The sequence below is a fragment of the Pseudarthrobacter sp. KH_020_B genome, assembly GCF_057840185.1.
In genome coordinates, this window is record NZ_CM174506.1 from 824,304 (window position 1) to 842,711 (window position 18,408).

Annotated in this window: 19 protein-coding genes, 1 tRNA gene and 1 pseudogene; 8 read left to right on the forward strand and 13 right to left on the reverse strand. The window is 64.9% G+C overall.

The genetic code is table 11. The features are described from left to right. The first annotated feature begins 81 nt into the window (after positions 1-81). Together AC3IT0_RS03960 and AC3IT0_RS03965 are read left to right on the forward strand one after the other, a co-directional pair. A complete protein-coding gene (locus AC3IT0_RS03960; protein WP_489322495.1) occupies positions 82-774 on the forward strand; it encodes a bacterial proteasome activator family protein in 693 nt (230 codons plus the stop codon). A gap of 8 nt (positions 775-782) precedes the next feature. Further along, positions 783-1,262 carry a hypothetical protein gene (locus AC3IT0_RS03965; RefSeq protein ID WP_489322496.1) on the forward strand — a complete coding sequence of 160 codons (480 nt, stop codon included), beginning with the start codon at positions 783-785 and terminating at the stop codon, positions 1,260-1,262. Between the two features lie 21 nt (positions 1,263-1,283). Here AC3IT0_RS03965 and AC3IT0_RS03970 read toward each other — a convergent pair whose 3' ends face one another. Then, complete coding sequence (locus tag AC3IT0_RS03970; RefSeq protein WP_489322497.1) at positions 1,284-1,469, reverse strand: hypothetical protein; 186 nt, start codon at positions 1,467-1,469, stop codon at positions 1,284-1,286. Positions 1,470-1,508: 39 nt separating this feature from the next. Next, positions 1,509-2,492, reverse strand: coding sequence for a hypothetical protein (locus AC3IT0_RS03975; protein WP_489322498.1), 984 nt, complete (start codon positions 2,490-2,492; stop codon positions 1,509-1,511). A gap of 352 nt (positions 2,493-2,844) precedes the next feature. On the opposite strand from AC3IT0_RS03975, the gene AC3IT0_RS03980 reads away from it, so the two are divergent. Both AC3IT0_RS03980 and AC3IT0_RS03985 read left to right on the forward strand, forming a co-directional pair. After that, complete coding sequence (locus tag AC3IT0_RS03980; RefSeq protein ID WP_489322499.1) at positions 2,845-3,066, forward strand: hypothetical protein; 222 nt, start codon at positions 2,845-2,847, stop codon at positions 3,064-3,066. Between the two features lie 254 nt (positions 3,067-3,320). Continuing rightward, positions 3,321-3,638 (forward strand): hypothetical protein, encoded by a 318-nt coding sequence (locus AC3IT0_RS03985; RefSeq protein ID WP_489322500.1) that lies wholly within the window; start codon positions 3,321-3,323, stop codon positions 3,636-3,638. A gap of 177 nt (positions 3,639-3,815) precedes the next feature. Here AC3IT0_RS03985 and AC3IT0_RS03990 read toward each other — a convergent pair whose 3' ends face one another. The 4 genes and pseudogenes from AC3IT0_RS03990 to AC3IT0_RS04005 form a co-directional block, all read right to left on the reverse strand. Further along, positions 3,816-4,208 (reverse strand): DNA/RNA non-specific endonuclease, encoded by a 393-nt coding sequence (locus AC3IT0_RS03990; protein WP_489323714.1) that lies wholly within the window; start codon positions 4,206-4,208, stop codon positions 3,816-3,818. Between the two features lie 86 nt (positions 4,209-4,294). Then, positions 4,295-4,648 (reverse strand): annotated as a pseudogene (locus tag AC3IT0_RS03995) (hypothetical protein); the annotation flags it as partial. Between the two features lie 27 nt (positions 4,649-4,675). Beyond that, complete coding sequence (locus AC3IT0_RS04000) at positions 4,676-4,945, reverse strand: helix-turn-helix domain-containing protein (protein WP_489322501.1); 270 nt, start codon at positions 4,943-4,945, stop codon at positions 4,676-4,678. Between the two features lie 269 nt (positions 4,946-5,214). After that, positions 5,215-5,580, reverse strand: a complete 366-nt coding sequence (locus AC3IT0_RS04005; protein ID WP_489322502.1) for a hypothetical protein — start codon at positions 5,578-5,580, stop codon at positions 5,215-5,217. Between AC3IT0_RS04005 and AC3IT0_RS04010 the strand changes: the two genes are divergently transcribed. Next, positions 5,569-6,102: a flavin reductase family protein gene (locus tag AC3IT0_RS04010; protein WP_489322503.1), complete on the forward strand. Its 534-nt coding sequence runs from the start codon at positions 5,569-5,571 to the stop codon at positions 6,100-6,102. The two genes, AC3IT0_RS04005 and AC3IT0_RS04010, sit on opposite strands and share 12 nt — an antisense overlap. Positions 6,103-6,394: 292 nt before the next feature. Here AC3IT0_RS04010 and AC3IT0_RS04015 read toward each other — a convergent pair whose 3' ends face one another. From AC3IT0_RS04015 to tmk, 5 genes are all read right to left on the reverse strand, one after another. After that, complete coding sequence (locus AC3IT0_RS04015) at positions 6,395-8,890, reverse strand: ATP-dependent Clp protease ATP-binding subunit (RefSeq protein WP_489322504.1); 2,496 nt, start codon at positions 8,888-8,890, stop codon at positions 6,395-6,397. A gap of 1,758 nt (positions 8,891-10,648) precedes the next feature. Beyond that, positions 10,649-10,721: transfer RNA gene (locus tag AC3IT0_RS04020), tRNA-Thr, on the reverse strand. A gap of 96 nt (positions 10,722-10,817) precedes the next feature. After that, the gene (locus AC3IT0_RS04025; RefSeq protein WP_489322505.1) at positions 10,818-12,383 is read right to left on the reverse strand and encodes an alpha/beta hydrolase; all 1,566 of its coding nucleotides are present in this window, start codon (positions 12,381-12,383) and stop codon (positions 10,818-10,820) included. A 21-nt stretch (positions 12,384-12,404) separates the two neighbouring features. Continuing rightward, entirely contained in the window at positions 12,405-13,547 is a 1,143-nt protein-coding gene (locus AC3IT0_RS04030; RefSeq protein ID WP_489322506.1) for a DNA polymerase III subunit delta', read from the reverse strand. Then, on the reverse strand, positions 13,544-14,200 hold the full coding sequence (gene tmk / locus AC3IT0_RS04035; protein WP_489322507.1) for a dTMP kinase: 657 nt from the start codon (positions 14,198-14,200) through the stop codon (positions 13,544-13,546). The genes AC3IT0_RS04030 and tmk overlap by 4 nt, the downstream gene beginning before the upstream one ends. Positions 14,201-14,253: 53 nt before the next feature. On the opposite strand from tmk, the gene AC3IT0_RS04040 reads away from it, so the two are divergent. Next, positions 14,254-15,444, forward strand: a complete 1,191-nt coding sequence (locus AC3IT0_RS04040) for a trans-sulfuration enzyme family protein (protein WP_489322508.1) — start codon at positions 14,254-14,256, stop codon at positions 15,442-15,444. 9 nt (positions 15,445-15,453) lie between these two features. Beyond that, a complete protein-coding gene (locus tag AC3IT0_RS04045) occupies positions 15,454-15,804 on the forward strand; it encodes a DUF2516 family protein (protein WP_489322509.1) in 351 nt (116 codons plus the stop codon). 61 nt (positions 15,805-15,865) lie between these two features. On the opposite strand, the gene AC3IT0_RS04050 is transcribed toward AC3IT0_RS04045, so the two are convergent. Further along, positions 15,866-16,690: a class I SAM-dependent methyltransferase gene (locus AC3IT0_RS04050; protein WP_489322510.1), complete on the reverse strand. Its 825-nt coding sequence runs from the start codon at positions 16,688-16,690 to the stop codon at positions 15,866-15,868. A 94-nt stretch (positions 16,691-16,784) separates the two neighbouring features. Here AC3IT0_RS04050 and AC3IT0_RS04055 point away from each other — a divergent pair, with 94 nt between their 5' ends. Further along, positions 16,785-17,531: a phosphoglyceromutase gene (locus AC3IT0_RS04055; RefSeq protein ID WP_489322511.1), complete on the forward strand. Its 747-nt coding sequence runs from the start codon at positions 16,785-16,787 to the stop codon at positions 17,529-17,531. Positions 17,532-17,606: 75 nt separating this feature from the next. Here AC3IT0_RS04055 and phoU read toward each other — a convergent pair whose 3' ends face one another. After that, on the reverse strand, positions 17,607-18,260 hold the full coding sequence (phoU, locus tag AC3IT0_RS04060) for a phosphate signaling complex protein PhoU (RefSeq protein WP_489322512.1): 654 nt from the start codon (positions 18,258-18,260) through the stop codon (positions 17,607-17,609). Positions 18,261-18,408: the final 148 nt, after the last annotated feature.

Consider the following 18,408-nt stretch of genomic DNA (forward strand, 5'->3'; position numbering starts at 1 on the left):
TTTACCAGGGTGGCCGGCTTCATCAACTGGCCGGCTTCATCAACTGGTCTGCGCGTCCTCCGCTCGTGAGAGTATGAACGCATGAGCGATCCGACAGACACTCAGCCTGATGATGTCCCCGTTGAGGGCAGGACCCTCGACAACGGCGAACCGGCTGGTCCGGCAGCTGCCAGCGACTTCGGACCCGGCACCGGTCCGGTGGCTACCGTGCCCGCGGCTGGTGGCCCCGCGGCGGGCGGCCCGGCGGCCGGGGGCAAGGCCAAGGGCAGCAACCTGCAGGACCTGGTGGACGAGCCTGCGAAAGTCATGCGGATCGGCACCATGATCCGGCAGCTCCTGGCGGAGGTTAAGTCAGCTCCGCTGGACGACGCCGCGCGCGAACGCCTGGCCGAGATCCACGAGCGTTCCATCAAGGAACTCGAGGACGGGCTGGCCCCCGAGCTCGTTGAAGAACTGGAACGGATCAGCCTGCCCTTCCCGGAGAACGCCACGCCGTCGGACGCGGAGCTTCGGATCGCCCAGGCCCAGCTCGTGGGATGGCTGGAAGGCCTCTTCCACGGCATCCAGACGGCCATCGCCGCCCAGCACGCCGCGCGGGATCAGGTCGCCGCGCAGCTGCACCTGAAGCAGCTTCCCCCGGGCACCATGATCGCCCCCGGTGTGGTCATCGGGGAGAACGGTGAGCCGCAGAGGGCCACCGCCGGCCAGCGTCCCGGTCCGGTGCCGTCAGGCCGGCCGGAGGACCCGGACCACGGCCCCGGCCAGTACCTCTAGGCTCCTGCATGGGATTTTTTACTGCAGCCCGCCAGGGGCGCAAAGACGATGCTGAGCTGGGCAAGGGCCTTTGGCGCCGCGCCCACGATCGCTTCCAGCGCGGCCTGGACCGCTATCACCAGGTCCTCGAAGGGGTCGAAGACGAGCAGCTTTACGCGGAACTCGTGGAAGTCGCGAACGAGCTGGCGGGGCTCCTGGAACGTGTCCGTGTCGTTTGTGTCGAAGCCCAGCGACGTTCGCCCAGCGAGGGGCTGGACATTCCTGGCGCCTTGGCCGGTGTGCACCGGTCGCTGTCGAAGGCGGGCAATTCACTGGCCACCACTGCCGAGGCTGCAGCCATGCTCCGGCTCGCCGTCGGTCCCGTCCCGGTGGGGGCGGCTTCGGTGCGCCGCCGCGCGGAATCCGTGTTCGAGCAAGTGGCCGACGCCGAACGCCGGCTCGCCGAGGATGCCGCCGCCGGCGGGAGGCCGGAAAGCCGTTCCGGCTGAGCGGTATTTCCGGCTGAGCCTTCAGGCGGCGATCCGGGCCTGCCCCACGGCAACAGCGTCGATGACGGCCCATGATTCCTCGCTGCCACAGTTCCGGCTGGCGAATCGTTCGGCTTCTTTCAGGGAGTCGAAGATTTCACTGCTGATCCGGCCGCAATCGGCGTCGAAGTACGTGACGTGAAATTCCTGTGCAAGTTGGTTTTCCATAAATCCAGTCTGCAACCGGGGTCTGACAATAACCGTTCATCAGTCCCGCGTGTTGCCCAGGCGCAGCACGCGCTCCTGCGCGAGCATGGCCGAACGCTTGGCCTTATCTGCTGCCCGCGCCGCCTGCTTGGCCTCGGCCGCCGCCGTGCCCAGATTCTTCCGGGCATTGTCTAGTTGCTCCTCGGCGGCTTTGAGCCGGTCGCGGAGCTCACGTGTTTCGCGGGTCAGGTCCGCGACTTCAGCCTCCGTGTCCGCCAGCTGACTTTGCCGGTCCACGGCCAGCCGGGCGGACTCCTCCTCTGCTGCCTTGGCCTCGGCCAACGCGGCGTTGGCCTTCTCCAGGGCCGAGGGTGAGGCCGGCCGCGGAGTCTCCCGGACAGCCTTGAGGCGCGGTTCGTCCGCGCGTTTGCTCGTGCCGGGTTCCGCCGTCGTCCGTTCTGCTTCTTCTGGCGCAGTGGCCACCGGTGGCTGTTTGGGGCGACCTTGTGTGGTGGCGCGCGGCGCCGGCACTGCCCCGGGCACCGCTACGGCGCCATCGAGATCAACAGTGTCCACACCGTCGGCGGACAGTGCCTGGACCAGCAGTCCGCTTTGGACGGCGGCGGTGGCACCTTCGTCGGCGGTCATCGCCTGCAGGGTCCGCTCGACGTCGGCCGCAATCGTTGCGCTGATGCTGCGTCCCTGCTGTTCGGCAATGGAGCGGGCGGTGTCGACGGCGGTCGCTAGCAGGGTGCGGCGTTCCCGCGCCAGTTCGCGCAGGGCGGCGGCGTCGAGGGCTGCCTGGGCCGACCGCATCCGTTGGCCGAGCTCGGCCAGCTGCGCGAGCACTTCCGGTTCATGGATGGCCACCATGTTGACCGCCCAGGCCGCCGCTGACGGTTTTGGCAAGGCCTTGACCGCGGCAAGGAGCTCCTTGCCGGAACCGGTGGCGGCCTTGGCTGCCGCGGTCCGGGCAGCCACAAATTCGTCGAAAGGCAGGGCATACAGTTCGAACGCGATCGCCGCCAGCGCCTTGTCATCCATGCACGCCATCTTAGGGGGACGGCTCCGGCGCCGCAGTGCATGCACCGCCTAGACTGGCCGCATGGAAAGAGTGTGGGGACTCCTTGTCCGGCCAGCTGTACTGATGCTGGCGGTTTGCCTTCCGCTTGCTGGCTGCTCTAACGTATGTCCCGCCATCGGGTGGGTCAATTCGGTCACCGTTGAATTGTATGGGGACGTATCGCGGGTAGCCACGGTGCAGCTGTGCGCCGATGGCGCATGTTCGGAGCTGCGTCCAGAGCCTGGGTCAGCAGCGCCGCGTATTGTCGTAACAACGCCGCTGGATGCCAGGGCTCCTGTCGTACCTGACGGCACACCGGATGTGCAGCCCACCATGGCCCCGTTCTACGCTGCGCGGATCGACGCCGATACGTGGCGGTTCACCGTAGTCAATATGGGTTCGCCGGACCAAGTGACCGCCAAAGCGCTGTCCGCCACGGGTGAGCTCCTTGCCGAAACGGACGCGGATCTGGACTGGAAGCGGGTCGGCGGCTCGGCCCAATGCGGTGGGCCTGCGGAGGCTTCGCCGGTCGAGCTCACAATCCCGAACGGCTGAGCGGGGACGTTGTGGCCACCCAACGTGTACCGGCGGTGCTTCTGGTCGCGGCGGGCGCAGCGTGGATGGCCAAGGCCGGCGTCATTCTTGCCACCGGCGTCCAACCGGCGCTATTGCTGCAAATCGGCTAGATGCTGTGCGCACTGGCTCTCCTACTACTGCTCGCGGGGTTACCAGAACCGCAAAGGCGGCGTGTGGTCATTGGGGCAGTTGCTGCAGGCGCCGCTGTTGTTGCCATCTTGGCGGCGTCCGTTATGGAACTGGTGCCCGGCGCCGAAATTTCCCGGGGCGATGACTTCGTGTTCCCTTATTCCGCGTTGGTTCTGACTGGCACTCTCGGCATCTTCTTCGCCATGCTTTCGTTTGGAATCGAGTTCCGCCGTTTGGCGCGCCCAGCCGGGAAGTCGATGGTTCCGCTTGTTGCAGGGTTGGTGCCCCTGCCGTCAGCTGCGACGGGCTTCATGCACATCGAGCTGCCAATCCTTCTTATCGGTTTCGCGTGGGTTGCGGCAGGCTCCGTGATCCTCCGTCAGCCGCCGAGGTCGGTTCAGCCCAAGGGACCCTGGGCTTGACCCGCACCTCGCAGCACCTCATGCACGCCATATGCGGCTGCGCCGGCGTTAAAGTATGGGAGTGGAGATTACAGCCACCATCGAGGCCCGGACGGCAGCTGATCGCCATCCGCACTTTCTGACACGACAGTTTGCCCCGGTCACGGCAAATGGTCGCTTGACAAACCTTCCCGCATATCAGTCGCCGTTCAGATCGAAGTCCAAATCGAGGTCTTCCAGGGACACAAGCTTCCGCCAGGTCGACGTCACCCGTGCAGTGGGCAGTTCTGCAGCAATGGGCATCCGATCAACTGCCACCAGCTGGTCCAAGTTCAGGCCGGTGAGGGTCGCGATGTCACGGATGGGGACCTGAAATGTCCGGAACGGGCCAAGCGGGGGCGCCACGTCCACGGCCCCCGGCCGGGGCACATCGGGCAGCTCGGCCAGCTGCGGCGACTGGTCCACGATGTAGCCGGTGGCTGCGAGCTCCCCATCCTGAAGGAAAGCGGCGGCTTTGAAGAACAGCAATGGTATGTCCACGCCCCGGTATACCGGATCGTTGTCACCGAAGATTGGTCCGGTGAAGACGATGAGCCAGCGGCCGTTGTTGGCGGGGTATCACCCCAGACAGCTGAAGCCCTCCGGACCAGATGTCCGCGGTCAATGTCGTTGCGCGCGTAGAGCTGCTCACCGGTCTGCTGGTCTTCGGCCAACCTGGGGTCCAGCCGCCACTGGATGCCGGACCTGTCCAGGTCCATCAGCTTCTCCCCGTCAATCCCGAGGGCGGCGACGGCGGCCAGGCGTTTATCCAGCCGCATGAGCACCGAGAAGTGTGTGTAGGGCAGCAGGACCGTCTCGATGCCTGCCAGGGCCGGGACACGGACCGGAAGGCCCAGGAAGTCGACGTCGAACCCGGCGCGGCCCGACAAATCACGAACAGCGGCAGAACCTGGCACCATCAACACTTCATCCATGGCCGGACACGAGCAGCCGCACATGACAACGAGATGAAATCGCGGTGCCCAAACCATGCCGTCGGCGGTAAGGGGCCGCTGGTCCTATTTCCACCGGCGGGATGGGTCGGCCATGGCCGCTGCCTCCATAGCCAGGGTCGATACCGGGATGGCCAGTGCTCGGCTGATGGCGTCCACATCGTTGAGGGTCAGCGGTGCGGCGTCGCGGAGCCGCTTCGCCAGATAGTTCTGCGAGACGCCGATCTTCCCAGCGAGAACAAATTCTGAAATGTGCTGTCGGTGCATGCGCTCCCGGATGGCAGCGGACCAAGACCGGGCCATCAATCCTGAAGGTTCCATCAAAGGGGAGGTCATGCCTCATCGTTCCACGGCTGGGGCACCGTAAACCCCGGAAGCGGACGGTTGCTAATAAGGACGCCGACCTTCGCACTGGATGATCCTCAGCGCATGCCGGCACCTCTCCAATGAGGCGGTCGCTCCTGGAGCTGCCGGTTCAAAGTCCTCACAAGCATGACCCAGGGGCGATTGACCTTGATGAGGTCCTTCATCAGGATTTTCGGGCGAAGACGAGTGACGCCAAAGCCGGTGCGCGCCCAAATAGGGTCGGCGCCCAGGGCAACTGCCTAGTAGACGGCGAGCTGCTGGTCCTTGAGGTCTTCCGGGGGATGGCTGAGCTTTTCGAGCCGCGTCAGGTCCGAGGATTTGCAGGGCATAACCCTGGAAATGATTTCTGCAACACGCTTTTTGGGAACGCGGTGACGGAACTCCCGCAGATCCATAAACAGGTCGCCGAAGCGGCAACCCATCGGGATGCGGTTCGCGTGCTGGGCGGTAACATCCACGGCCTTGGCAGCCAGTTCAGGGTAGGCAGCTGAAAAGTCAGTCCTGTCGTGTGCCAGGATGTCCAGGATCTTCGACCTGCAGGCCCTGATGTGCTCACTGCGTGAAACGATGTGCTTATGGAGACTCCAGGGTCGTTGGACGCGCATCGCCTTGGCGACGAACAGCCTTCCGAAGCGGACATCGATCTGTACCGCGTGCTCAGCGCGGACATCTCGGCCGGTGTCGCCGTGGTTTCTACGTCGCTGCACAAGCGCGACTACGCAGCAACAGTGACTGCTTTTCTCTCCGTCTCCTATGATCCGCCTACGATGCTTGTCAGTCTCTACGCGGGCTCACGCATTGGCGAAGCAATTGCCACGACGGGTAGGTGGGCGTTGAGTCTGCTGCGCAGCAAGCACCAAGGCGCGGCGGATTGGCTGGCCAGTCCAGGGGCCCCCGTTGAGGGCCTGCTGGCCCAGGTTCCCTACCGCCGTGGCCCCGCCACCGGATCGGTGATCCTCGACGGATCGATCGCGTACTTCGAACTGCGAACGGTTGCCATCCATCCGGCGGCCACGCATCTGCTCATCGTGGGAGAGGTCCTTGCGATGGGTAGTGACGCTCCAGCGGCGGAAGTACCGGACCCGCTCATACATTTTGCTTCTGCCTACCACCGACTGGCGCCCTAGACGCACACAAAGGCGGCGAAGACCACTGATCTCCCGGGCTGCCACCGGGACCGCACACGGCACCCCGACCTGGATCCAAACCCACCATTTCCGGAGGCACAGCGGCACCTCAAATGGCGCACGGGTCCAGCTCTGCCCCTTATCGCAGGGCGGGCCGCACCCCCGCCTTGGCCACGCCATAGCAGCACCCCGGCTGGATCCTCAGGCGTCATGGAATCCTTCGCCTGCAGGGCAGTGTGGTGAGACACCGGACTTCAGCCGCCTCAACGGTGGTCAGACGGGGTTTTCCTGGTTAGCTCGCGGCCGGCAGTGCGTCCGGGATCCGCGGTTTCGTGTTTCCTGCGAAGGTGAACTTGGCGTCGTCGCCTTCGCCATCCACGTCCACTACAACGATGTCGCCGGCGTGGAGCTCGCCGAACAGGATCTTCTCGGAGAGCTGGTCCTCGATCTCGCGCTGGATGGTGCGGCGCAGCGGCCGCGCACCCATGGCTGGGTCATACCCGCGGGTTGCCAGCAGCACCTTGGCTGCGGTGGTGAGCTCGATGCCCATGTCCTTGTCCGCCAGGCGCTGCTCCAGACGGCCGATCATCAGGTTCACGATCTGGATGATCTCATCCTGGGTCAGCTGCGGGAACACGATGACGTCGTCAACACGGTTCAGGAACTCGGGGCGGAAGTGCTGCTTGAGCTCCTCTGTGACGCGGGCGCGCATCCGGTTGTAGCCGGTCTGCATGTCTGTGCCGGACTGGAAGCCGGTGGCCACGCTCTTGGAGATATCCCTGGTGCCGAGGTTGGTGGTCATGATGATCACGGTGTTCTTGAAGTCCACCACCCGGCCATGGCTATCGGTCAGGCGGCCGTCTTCCAGGATCTGCAGGAGTGAGTTGAAGAGGTCTGCGTGCGCCTTCTCCACTTCGTCGAAGAGGACCACGGAGAACGGTCGGCGCCGGACCTTCTCGGTCAGCTGGCCACCCTCGTCGTAACCCACGTAGCCCGGAGGGGCACCGAAGAGACGCGACACCGTGTGCTTCTCCGAGTACTCGGACATGTCCAGGGTGATCAGGGCATCGTCTTCACCGAACAGGAACTCAGCCAGGGCCTTGGCCAGCTCGGTCTTGCCGACGCCCGTGGGGCCGGCGAAGATGAACGAACCGCCCGGACGCTTCGGGTCCTTCAGGCCCGCACGGGTGCGGCGGATCGCCCGCGAAACCGACTTAATCGCCTCCTCCTGGCCCACCACGCGCTGGTGCAGCTCGTCTTCCATCTTCAGCAGGCGCGAGGACTCCTCCTCGGTGAGCTTGAACACCGGAATACCGGTGGCATTCGCCAGCACCTCCGCGATCAGTTCCTCATCCACTTCGGAGATATCGTCCATGCCGCCGGACTTCCAGTGACGTTCCTTCTCTCTGCGCACCTCGATGAGCTTCTGCTCTTGGGCGCGCAGCGAAGCGGCACCCGCGTAGTCCTCCGCATCCAACGCGGACTCCTTCTCCAGCTTCATGGCGGCGATGCCCTCGTCCATCGCCTTGAGCTCCGGCGGGGCCGTCATCCGGCGGATGCGCAGCCGGGCACCGGCCTCGTCGATCAGATCGATCGCCTTGTCCGGCAGGAAGCGGTCCGAGATGTAACGCTCCGAGAGGTTGGCGGCGGCGACCAGCGCGCCGTCGGTGATGGTGACCCGGTGGTGCGCCTCGTACCGGTCACGCAGGCCCTTGAGGATCTCGATCGCGTCGGCCACGGAGGGTTCCTTGACCTGGATCGGCTGGAAGCGGCGCTCCAGCGCGGCATCCTTCTCGATGTGCTTACGGTAGTCATCAAGGGTAGTGGCACCGATGGTCTGCAGCTCGCCCCGGGCCAGCAACGGCTTCAGGATCGAAGCCGCATCGATCGCACCCTCGGCCGCACCCGCGCCGACAAGGGTGTGGATCTCGTCAATGAAGAGGATGATGTCGCCGCGGGTGCGGATCTCCTTCAGGACCTTCTTCAGCCGCTCTTCGAAGTCACCGCGGTACCGGGAGCCGGCCACCACGGAGCCCAGGTCCAGGGTGTAGAGCTGCTTGTCCTTGAGAGTCTCCGGGACATCGCCGCGGACAATCGCCTGGGCGAGACCTTCAACGACGGCGGTCTTGCCGACGCCCGGCTCACCGATCAGCACCGGGTTGTTCTTGGTGCGGCGGGAAAGGACCTGCATGACGCGTTCCATTTCGGATTCGCGACCGATCACGGGATCGAGCTTGTTCTCGCGCGCAGCCTGGGTCAGGTTGCGGCCGAACTGGTCCAGGACAACGGAGCCGGCAGGGGTACCTTCGGGCTGGCCCGGGCCTAGGTCTGCGCCGGTGGTTTCCTTGCCCTGGTAGCCCGAGAGTAGCTGCATGACCTGCTGGCGGACCCGGTCAAGGTCCGCTCCGAGCTTGACGAGAACCTGCGCGGCAACGCCTTCACCCTCACGGATGAGACCGAGCAGGATGTGCTCGGTGCCGATGTAGTTGTGGCCCAGCTGCAGGGCCTCGCGGAGCGCGAGCTCCAGCACCTTCTTGGCCCGCGGAGTGAAGGGGATGTGGCCGGATGGGGACTGCTGGCCCGGGCCGAGGATCTCCTGCACCTGCTCACGCACGCCGTCGAGCGAAATGCTCAAGGACTCAAGAGCTTTGGCGGCAACGCCCTCACCTTCATGGATCAGACCCAGAAGGATGTGTTCGGTGCCGATGTAATTGTGGTTCAGCATGCGTGCCTCTTCTTGGGCAAGCACAACTACGCGACGGGCACGGTCCGTAAATCGCTCAAACATTTCGCCACACTCCTGGCTGCCGCCTACTTAGATGCTACGTCGCCGCAGGCCCTGGTGGGGAGTTCGCCGAGACCCAGGATAAAGAGAGCCGGGTTCCCGTGACTTTCCCATTTAAGGGGCAGGGTTTCGCACTGCTATCCGCCACGTCACCGCGTGTGATCTCTACCGCAAAAACACCCCCCACAGTTCGACGCCGGATCGGTTGCAGTAGATCGCGGCTCACCTGAGCCCGGGCTTTTCGTTTCATCAGACAGTTCTAAGTCGCTCGTCAGCTGGACACCTGCTGGAACGTCATGCGTCAACAGGATGTCCAAGGGAACTCCGGCGATGAGTTTCTCGATGTCAGTACCTCGACTTCTTCGATGCCCGGCCACAAGCTGACGCCGATTTTTCTCCACTTATTAGCTCGACGCCAACCTCGCCCAGATACCGGTCCAGCTTGGCATCGAAGCGACCTTTGTTTCTCCCAGGCCACAGAAACCCCAAGTCGCCAACCTGAAGAATGGTCCTAGCCCCTGCCGCGCTGGCTGAACGGATCAGCATCCTCATCCACGGAAGATTCCCATGGACGTCTCCTGCGACGACGATGGGACAAATAACTTCACTCATACGGGCAGGCTAGCGGCTAGGCCCGACAGAATGAGCGGCAACGTTCTGTTCAAGGACGAGGTGAGGGTGATTTTGTCCTGCGTCCAGGAGCACGCGCCACAGGGTGGTTTTGCTATCTGTCGGGCCCATCCAGCTAATCGAGTGGCACTATGCAAACGACTGGAGACGTCGTTCTGAGAGTGGGGATGTGATCGTTGCGTACCTGTATCCAGAAGAGGGCTGGTGCGCCGACGCGGCAGGCCTCGAGCATGAGTAGGTCCAACTCTTCCCCATCGCGACGGAGCTCGGACAGCCCTCCGGGGAGGAAGTCCGATTCGGGCGCAGCTGCTGCCACCTTCCGAGAGATCTTTCGTTCTGCAAGAAGGGAAACGATGTATTCGCTGCCTGTAGACGTCCTAACACAGAATCGTCCATTGCTGTCGTTGCGTATAAGGTGCATGGCGGGAGCATATACGGGGACTGCGACATGGTGATGGCCATCGTTCGTGGACGTCGCACGCGGGCGCCGCGTACGACCAGAAATCTACGTTATTGCGTAGCAGCTTCGCTGATGGCTTCGGCCCGACTGAGCCACCCCAACGCAGGCTCTCTACGGAAAGCCTCTATCGCCTTGGGTGAGGCGACGACCAGAAGGGCCACGGGCAAGTCGTCCCGGACCAGGTGCTGGAATGCTGCCACTGCTGAGACCAATTCGGGTGCAAACGGACTCTTCCCACTCTGAAGGACGAGATAACCACTCTTTGGGAGGCGGTAGTCCCGTTTGAAGTCCTCAATGCACAGGTTGATGACCTGCCACCCTGCGTCTGCCGCGATCCGTCGGGCAGTCTCCAAGATGCGTTCGAAACCTGCTTCGTCGTCCGCCGAAGCCAACGTGATCTGTTCGGGCCATGCCCGGAGTTTTTCAACGCGTAGGCAAGGCCCTCTGCCCATTCGGTGGCCGTCATGTCCACCATCATGTCCCCACCTTAGCGCTGAGGTCGGAGGGTGGGACGCCTTCGGTCCCGACTACAATCGCTTCATCTCTTGGGTTCGACCGTGTTCGGAAGGAGTGCAAAGTGTGCCATAAGTGTGCCCTGACCTCTAAGGGTGGTCCCGGCTTAACCAGCGAAAAACCCCCTAAAAACCTTGGTTTCTAGGGGGTTTATCCCGAGCTTCCTATCAGAATCGAACTGATGACCTTTTCATTACGAGTGAAACGCTCTACCGACTGAGCTAAGGAAGCACCGCATAAAATCTCCCGGCGTAACCGGGCGGTTCATGCAAGAGTCAACTGTAATAGAGTCCCTGCGCCCGGGTCAAAATGGGCGACAAAAACACCTCAGCAGACGGTGTTGTCGGCGGGAACCGTTCCGTCCACAAGGTACCTGTCCACGGCGTCTTCGAGGCAGCTGTTGGCCCGGCCGTACGCCGTGTGGCCTTCCCCTTCCCAGGTCATCAGCGAGGCGTTGCCCAGCTGTTTACGCAGGGACGCGGCCCATTCCACCGGGGTGGCAGGGTCGCCGGTGGTTCCGATGACCACGATCGGGGCTTTCCCGGTGTATTCCACCGGGGCCGGGGTGCGCAGGTTCTTGTACGGCCAGTCCACGCAGTTGGTGCCGCCGTAGGCGAAGAAGTAGCCCAGCGTAGGGGAGGCCTGCATCAGCCGTTGCTGTTCCGCGCGCATGGCGGCAGTGTCGGACACCATGGGGTAGTCCAGGCAGTTGATGGCGCCGAAGGCGAAGGTGGAGTTGGACGTGTACTTCCCGTCGGCGCCGCGGTCAGCGCCGAGGTCCGCCAGGCGGAGCATCAGGCTGGCGTCACCGTTCAGTGCAGCTTCGAGGGCCTGGGTCAGGGCAGGCCAGCTCTGGTCGTTGTACAGCGGAGTGATGAGGCCGCTGACGAATATCGTGGCGTTCACCAGGCGGCCGTCCTTGGCCTGCCAAGGTGTGTTTTGCACCGCGGTGATGACGTCGCGGATCTGCTGGACTCCGCTGTCCACGTTCCCCCTGAGCGGACACGAGGATTCCTGCTGGCAACTGGCCACATAGGCCCTGATGGCTTTTTCGAAGGCCACGGCCTGGCCGCTGGTCAGCTCCTCGTTGCTGATGGACGGATCCAGGGCACCATCAAGGACCATACGGCCCACATTTTCCGGGAACAGCGAGGCATAGGTGGAACCAAGGAACGTGCCGTAGGAGTACCCCAGATAATTAAGTTTCGAGTCATTGACCACGGCCCGCAGGATGTCCAGGTCCTTGGCCGCGCTGACAGTGTCGACGTGGCCCAGTACCGGACCGGTCTGCGCGGCGCACTGCGCGGCGATGGCCTTGTTGTCGGCCAACGCGGCGGCAAGTCCGGCGTCGGTCTCCAATGCATAGACCTTTGCCCGGGACGCGTCCCGCTCGGCATCCGTCAGGCACGTAACGGGGGCGGAGCGCTTGACGCCGCGCGGATCAAAGCCCACCACGTCGTAGTTGGCCCGGACAGACTGCGAGAAGTGCGTGCCGGCCGCATCCTTGACGAAGTCGTAGCCGGACCCGCCCGGACCGCCCGGGTTGACCAGGAGGCTGCCGGTCTTCGAGCCGGTGCTCGGAGCCTTTAGCGCGGCTATCTGGATCTTGTCGTCGTCAGGCTGCGCATAGTCCACAGGCACGGTGACCTTGGCGCACTGGAAGCCGTTTTCGCAGGGCTCCCACACGACCTCCTGGGAGTAGAAGGTGTCCAGGCCGGCGGGCGCGGACGCCACGATGGAAGGATCTGCTTTCGCCGTGGCCGGGGCCGCGTCCGGGGTGTCCCCGCCAAAGAGGCCGCACGAGGCCAGCGTCAGGGCCAGGATCAGGGCGCCGGCGGCCCGCAGCCCAATCACCAAGGATCGGGAGCGTGCGGGCAGGGGGCGTGCAGTCATCGAGCGGTCTCCTAGTTATTGCTAGATCAGGCTGGCTGCCATGGACTCAATGGTCAACAGCGGAGCAACGTTGGTGGTGGTGATGCGTTGGCGGGCTTTGTTGATGGCGTCCATGCGGGCGAGGGTGGTCTCCGGGGCAGACCGGGCGGCGAATTCCTCCAGCTCACCCCTGAGCTCAACGTTTACCAGCTCCACGGCGTTCCCGAGCTGGATGATCAGCACATCCCGGTAGAACGAGAGGAGGTCCGTCAGCGTCCGGTCCAGGGAGTCCGTGATGGATCGTTTGGCCCGTCGCTTCTGGTCGTCTTCCAGCTGCCTGACCTGGCTGCGCATGGTCGGCGGGAGCGTCCCCGACTCCGGTGCACCCAGGGTGGCCAGCAGCGCAGCCTTCTCGGCGGCGTCGCGCTCTTCATTGGAACTGTTGGCTTCCGCGGTGGCGATCTTCACCAGCTTGTCCGCCATCATCACCGCCGCGGTCACGCCGCGCAGCCCCAGCGGGAACCTCACCGTTTCCAGCCGGCGTTCCCTCGCCTCAGGGTCCCGCGCCAGCCGGCGGGCGATCCCCACATGGCTTTGCGCCGCGCGGGCCGCGCGTTCGGCGAGGACCGGGTCCACGCCGTCGCGCTTGACCAGCAAAGCGGCGACGTCGGCGGCGGGGGGAAGGCGAAGCGCGACGGCCCGGCAGCGGGAACGGATGGTCACCAGGACGTCGGCGGGCGACGGCGCACACAGCATCCAGATGGTCCGCGGCGTGGGTTCCTCGATGGCCTTCAGAAGCACGTTGGTGGTCCGCTCGGCCATGCGGTCGGCGTCCTCCACCACAATGATCCTCCAGCGCCCGGATGACGGCCGGTTGCCCGCAGTGGACACCAGGTCGCGGGCTTCATCGATGGTGATGGTGACCTTCTCGGTCCTGACGAACGTCACGTCCGAATGGGTCTCACCGAGGATGGTCAGGCAGGCGGGACACTCGCCGCAGCCACGCCTGGCGACGTCGTCCTGGTCGCAGTTGAGGGCGGCCGCAAAGGCCTTCGCGGCGTTGGAGCGCCCGGAGCCGGGCGGGCCCGTGAACAGCCAGGCATGGGTCAGTCCCTCGCCCAGCGTCGCCTGGCGGAGCTGTTCGACGACGGCGGGCTGGCCCTGGAGATCGTCCCAGACAGTCATGCGGCGCCCCGCCCGGAAGACGCGAGCAGGGCATCCACCCGGGTGAGGATCCGCGCGGCAAGTTCGTTGACGGGCAGGTCCGCCGGCAGGACCAGATAGGTCTCCGGCCGGCTGGCGGCCAGGTCAAGGAACGCCCCGCGGATTGTTGAATGGAACTCATCGGCCTCTGACTCAAGGCGGTCTTCGGCGGCGTCGCCGGCCGTGCGCCGGCGGCGGCCGTCAGCGGGGTCCACGTCCAGCAACACGGTGAGATCGGGCTGCAGCCCCGACGTCGCCCATTCGTTGAGGGTGCGGACGGCGTCGGCACCCAGATCCCGGCCCGCCCCCTGGTACGCCACGGACGAGTCAATGTAGCGGTCCGTCAGGACAACCTCGCCGCGTTCCAGCGCCGGGCGGATCACCTGGCCGGCATGGGCTGCGCGGGAAGCAGCAAAGATGAGCGCCTCCGTGTGGGCGTCGATGTGGCCATGGCCGTGGTCCAGGACCAGGGAACGCAGTTTTTCGCCAATGGGCGTCCCGCCGGGTTCGCGGGTCCGCAGGACCGTCAGGCCACGTGTTTCCAGGGTCTCGGCAAGCCGGGCCGCCTGCGTGGACTTGCCGGCGCCGTCGCCGCCCTCGAAGGCGATGAAAAGTCCGGGGCTGTTGGTGGTCACTGCTCAAGACTACCGACTTCGGGGGCCGCCGCACGTCCAAGTACGCTTTCTCCATGAGTCTCTCGGAACAGTACGCAGCGTCCCTGTCGGCCGAAACCGTGGTGGTTGCCGCCGGCCGGCCGCCGCGTGAGCGGGACGAGCCCGTGAACCCGCCCATCGTGCTGTCCTCGACGTACTTCGGCACGGGAGCGCTGGCCGACGGGGACCGTGGCTACGGCCGTTATTCCAACCCCACCTGGGATCCCTTTGAAGAGGCCCTCGGCCAGCTTGAAGGATCTGAACTGCCGGGCCTGCTTTATGCGTCCGGGCTCGCGGCCGTCAGCTCGGCGCTCTCCCTGCTGCCCGCCGGCGGCGTCCTGGTGATGCCGTCGCACAGCTACGCGGGCTCGCTCGTGATGGCCACGGAGCTGGCTCAGAAGGGCTTCCTGGAACTGCGGACTGTGGACATCGCGGATACTGACGCGGTCAAAGCACAGCTCGCGCCGCAGGGACCGGACGCGAAAGCGGCCAGGATGCTGTGGCTTGAGAGCCCCACCAACCCGATGCTGGGCATCGCAGATATCCGCGAACTCACTGCGGCGGCCCATCAGGTGGGCGCCATTGTGGTGACGGACAATACGTTCTCCACGCCGTTGGTCCAGCAGCCGCTGAGCCTGGGTTCCGACGTCGTTCTTCACTCGGTGACCAAGTACCTGGCCGGGCATTCCGACGTCGTCCTCGGCGCCTTGGTGACGTCCAATCCGGACATCCGGGCAGCGCTGCTGCACCACCGCATCATCCACGGCGGTATTGCCGGGCCGTTCGAGGCATGGTTGGCACTGCGCGGGCTCCGGACCCTTGCCCTGCGGGTGGAACGGTCGCAGGCTTCCGCCGCGGTCCTGGCCGAACGCCTCAGCACCCACCCCCTGATTCAAAGCATCCGGTTCCCGGGCCTTCCCACCGACCCCGGCCACGAGCGGGCCAAGACACAGATGACGGGTTTCGGGTCGATTGTGTGCGTGCAGATCGCGCCGGTCGCCGGGCTGAACGGAGCGGACGCCGCGGACAAACTGGTCCGCGCGCTGCAGCTGTGGCTACCGGCTACTTCCCTGGGCGGGGTGGAATCGCTGATCGAACGGCGCCGCCGGCACGCCGCTGAGCCGCTGAGCGTTCCGGACAACCTGGTGCGCCTGAGCGTCGGCATCGAGAATATTGAGGACCTCTGGGCCGATTTGAAACAGGCGCTGGACTCGCTGGGCCGTTAGGCTTGGACGGTGGACGGTGAACTGATAATTAGGCCTGTAGAGCTGGCAGTGTTTTTTCTCCTTGCCCTGGTGGCATTCGGACTTGAGGTGTGGGCTCTGCTGGACTGCGTCAGGCACAAGCCCGCCGCCTTTGAGGCGACCGGCAAACGGACCAAGACTTTCTGGCTGGCCCTGACTGGCGGCGCCACCCTGATCGGTGTGATCTCGCTTTTCAGCAGCGGCGGAATCTTCGGCACGCTTGGCCTCTTCGGGCTCGCCGCCGTGGTGGCAGCGTCCATCTACCTCGCAGACGTCCGGCCAGCGGTCAAGGACGCGGGCCGCGGCGGCAGCCGCAACACGGGGCCCTATGGCGGCTGGTGATCCCCACCGGCACCCTCAGCTCGCAAGCTCGCTCAGGGAACCCTGCCGGCGTGGGCCCAGCCTAGTCCGGCGGCGCAACAGCTTCCCAAGCCACAGTTAGTTCGCCCAGGCGCCACCGCGCCGGCCCGTCCTGAACCGGCCACCCGCCGTCGAGCAGTGCCCTGCACATGGCGTGCCAGCGCTGCCTGTTACCGAACGACGCCAGCGGCGCCGACTCCAGCCAGGCCCGGTCCATGGCCTGCATCAGCCGGTGGACAGGCTCGCCCGGAACGTTGCGGTGGATCAGCGCTTTCGGCAGCCGCTCGGCAATTTCCGACGGCAGGTCAAAGCTGCCGAACCGTACTGACATGCTCAGTGACAACGGCCGTTCGGCGTCGAGGGCAACCCACGTCACCCGCCGCCCGATCTCATCGCACGTCCCGTCGATAAAGAGTCCGCCGGGGGCCAGCCGGCCCTGCACCAGCCGCCAGATCCCCGCCACATCAGCCTCTTCGTACTGCCGCAGGACGTTGAAGGCGCGGACCAGCACAGGGCGCCCGGGCAGCGGCAACTCGAAACCGCCCACCTGGAAGCTCAGCCCCGGCCTCTCGAGCGCCTTGGCGATCCGGACGCGCTCCGGCTCGATTTCGATTCCGCACACCCGCACGTCAGGCCGGACGGCGCGGAGACGTTCAAAGAGTTCGACGGCGGTGGCAGGCGTTGCGCCGTAGCCCAGGTCAACCACGAGGGGGTCTTCGGCAGCGCGCAGCCGCCAGGCCTGGGGGCCGGTGAGCCAGCGGTCCACCCGCCGCATCCGGTTGGGATTGGTGGTGCCCCGCGTGATGTTTCCGACCGGCCTGCCGCTCCGGCCATGGGGAGCGCTCACGCGTTCAGCTTTTTGCACCACGGCCCAACCCTATCCTTGTAACGCAGGGCCCTTGTAACGCAAGGCCCTTGTAACGCAAGGCGGGCGGCGCTTTGCCTCGGCTAGGATAAAAATCATGACTTACAAGCTGATTCTGCTGCGCCACGGCCACAGCGACTGGAACGCCAAGAACCTGTTCACCGGCTGGGTGGACGTCGACCTCAACGACCAAGGCCGCGAGGAAGCAGCCCGCGGCGGCGAGCTCCTGGTTGAGAACGATCTTCTCCCGGATGTCCTCTACACCTCGCTCCTGAGGCGGGCCATCAACACGGCCAACATTTCCCTGGACAAGGCCGACCGCGGCTGGATCCCCGTCAAGCGGGACTGGCGCCTGAACGAACGCCACTACGGCGCCCTGCAGGGCAAGGACAAGGCACAGACCCTGGCCGAATACGGCGAGGACCAGTTCATGGAATGGCGCCGGTCCTACGACACCCCGCCGCCGCCCCTGTCCGACGACTCCGAGTTCTCCCAGGCCCACGACCCCCGTTACGGGGACCTCGGCGACGCGCTGCCGCGCACGGAATGCCTCAAGGATGTCCTGATCCGCCTGCTCCCGTATTGGGAATCGGACATCAAGGAAGACCTGAAGGTCGGCAAGACCGTCCTGGTCACCGCCCACGGCAACTCCCTGCGCGCCCTGGTCAAGCACCTGGACGGCATCAGCGACGAAGACATCACCGGCCTGAACATCCCCACCGGCATCCCGCTGGTCTACGACCTCGACGAGGACTTCCAGCCGATCAAGCCGGGCGGTACATACCTGGATCCGGAGGCCGCCGCGGAGGCCATCCTGGCAGTGGCCAACCAGGGCAAGAAATAAGGCAGTAGTTAACGTACGACGGCGGGCCGGTCACCTGAGGTGGCCGGCCCGCCGTCGTACGCGGTTAGGAGAGGGTTAGAAGCCCTGCGGCTGCCATTCGCCGGTGACGAGGTATGTGACCTTGCGGGCCACGGACACGCCGTGGTCAGCGAACCGTTCGAAGTAGCGGCTGGCCAGGGCCACGTCCACGGTAGTGGCGGGGGACTCGGCCCAGTCCGGGGCGGCGATCGCCTTGAAAACGCTCAGGTGAAGGTCGTCGATGATGCTGTTGGCCTTGTGGATGTCGCGGGCCACTTCGAGGTCCCGGGATTCCAGCAGGACAATAAGCTTGTCCGCGATCAGTTGGTCCTGCTCGGCCATTTTGTTGAACGTTTCCGTCATGGATGCAGGGATCACGGTGGACGGGAAACGCAGCCGGGCCAGCTGGGCGATGTGGCGGGCCAGGTCCCCCATCCGCTCCAGGGAAGCGCTCATGCGCAGGGAGCCCACGATCATCCGCAGATCGCTGGCCACCGGCCCCTGCAGGGCGAGGATGTCGATGGCGCGCTCATCCAGGCTGGTCTGCAAAAAGTCGATGCGCGCGTCCGCGGCGATGACGTCCTCTGCCAGATCAACGTCGGCAACCTGGAAGGACGTCGCGGCCTTCCCCAATGCCTCGCTGACCAACTTTGAAATCTCCACCAGCTGCTCACCCACCTGGGTCAGCTCTTCCTGAAAAACCTTACGCACGTGGGCGTCCTTTCTTTGGAACTCCGCCCCGCGGGTGGCAGACGGAACTCATGTCGCCATTCGGCACTCCAACGTATAACACTGTCAGCGTGCGGTAAACGATTAGTCGGTTGTAGATGAACGTTAGCTGAACCGTCCCCGCAATGGG

Excerpts from the sequence above, each read along its gene's own strand:
- AC3IT0_RS03970 (WP_489322497.1), bottom strand. The coding sequence starts at position 1,469 with ATGGAAAACCAACTTGCACAGGAATTTCACGTCACGTACTTCGACGCC.
- AC3IT0_RS03960 (WP_489322495.1), top strand. The coding sequence starts at position 82 with ATGAGCGATCCGACAGACACTCAGCCTGATGATGTCCCCGTTGAGGGC.
- AC3IT0_RS04015 (WP_489322504.1), bottom strand. The coding sequence starts at position 8,890 with ATGTTTGAGCGATTTACGGACCGTGCCCGTCGCGTAGTTGTGCTTGCC.
- AC3IT0_RS03975 (WP_489322498.1), bottom strand. The coding sequence starts at position 2,492 with ATGGATGACAAGGCGCTGGCGGCGATCGCGTTCGAACTGTATGCCCTG.
- AC3IT0_RS04025 (WP_489322505.1), bottom strand. The coding sequence starts at position 12,383 with ATGACTGCACGCCCCCTGCCCGCACGCTCCCGATCCTTGGTGATTGGG.
- AC3IT0_RS04005 (WP_489322502.1), bottom strand. The coding sequence starts at position 5,580 with ATGCGCGTCCAACGACCCTGGAGTCTCCATAAGCACATCGTTTCACGC.
- AC3IT0_RS03980 (WP_489322499.1), top strand. The coding sequence starts at position 2,845 with ATGGCCCCGTTCTACGCTGCGCGGATCGACGCCGATACGTGGCGGTTC.
- AC3IT0_RS04030 (WP_489322506.1), bottom strand. The coding sequence starts at position 13,547 with ATGACTGTCTGGGACGATCTCCAGGGCCAGCCCGCCGTCGTCGAACAG.
- AC3IT0_RS04000 (WP_489322501.1), bottom strand. The coding sequence starts at position 4,945 with ATGACCTCCCCTTTGATGGAACCTTCAGGATTGATGGCCCGGTCTTGG.
- AC3IT0_RS03965 (WP_489322496.1), top strand. The coding sequence starts at position 783 with ATGGGATTTTTTACTGCAGCCCGCCAGGGGCGCAAAGACGATGCTGAG.
- AC3IT0_RS03985 (WP_489322500.1), top strand. The coding sequence starts at position 3,321 with ATGGAACTGGTGCCCGGCGCCGAAATTTCCCGGGGCGATGACTTCGTG.
- AC3IT0_RS04040 (WP_489322508.1), top strand. The coding sequence starts at position 14,254 with ATGAGTCTCTCGGAACAGTACGCAGCGTCCCTGTCGGCCGAAACCGTG.
- AC3IT0_RS04055 (WP_489322511.1), top strand. The coding sequence starts at position 16,785 with ATGACTTACAAGCTGATTCTGCTGCGCCACGGCCACAGCGACTGGAAC.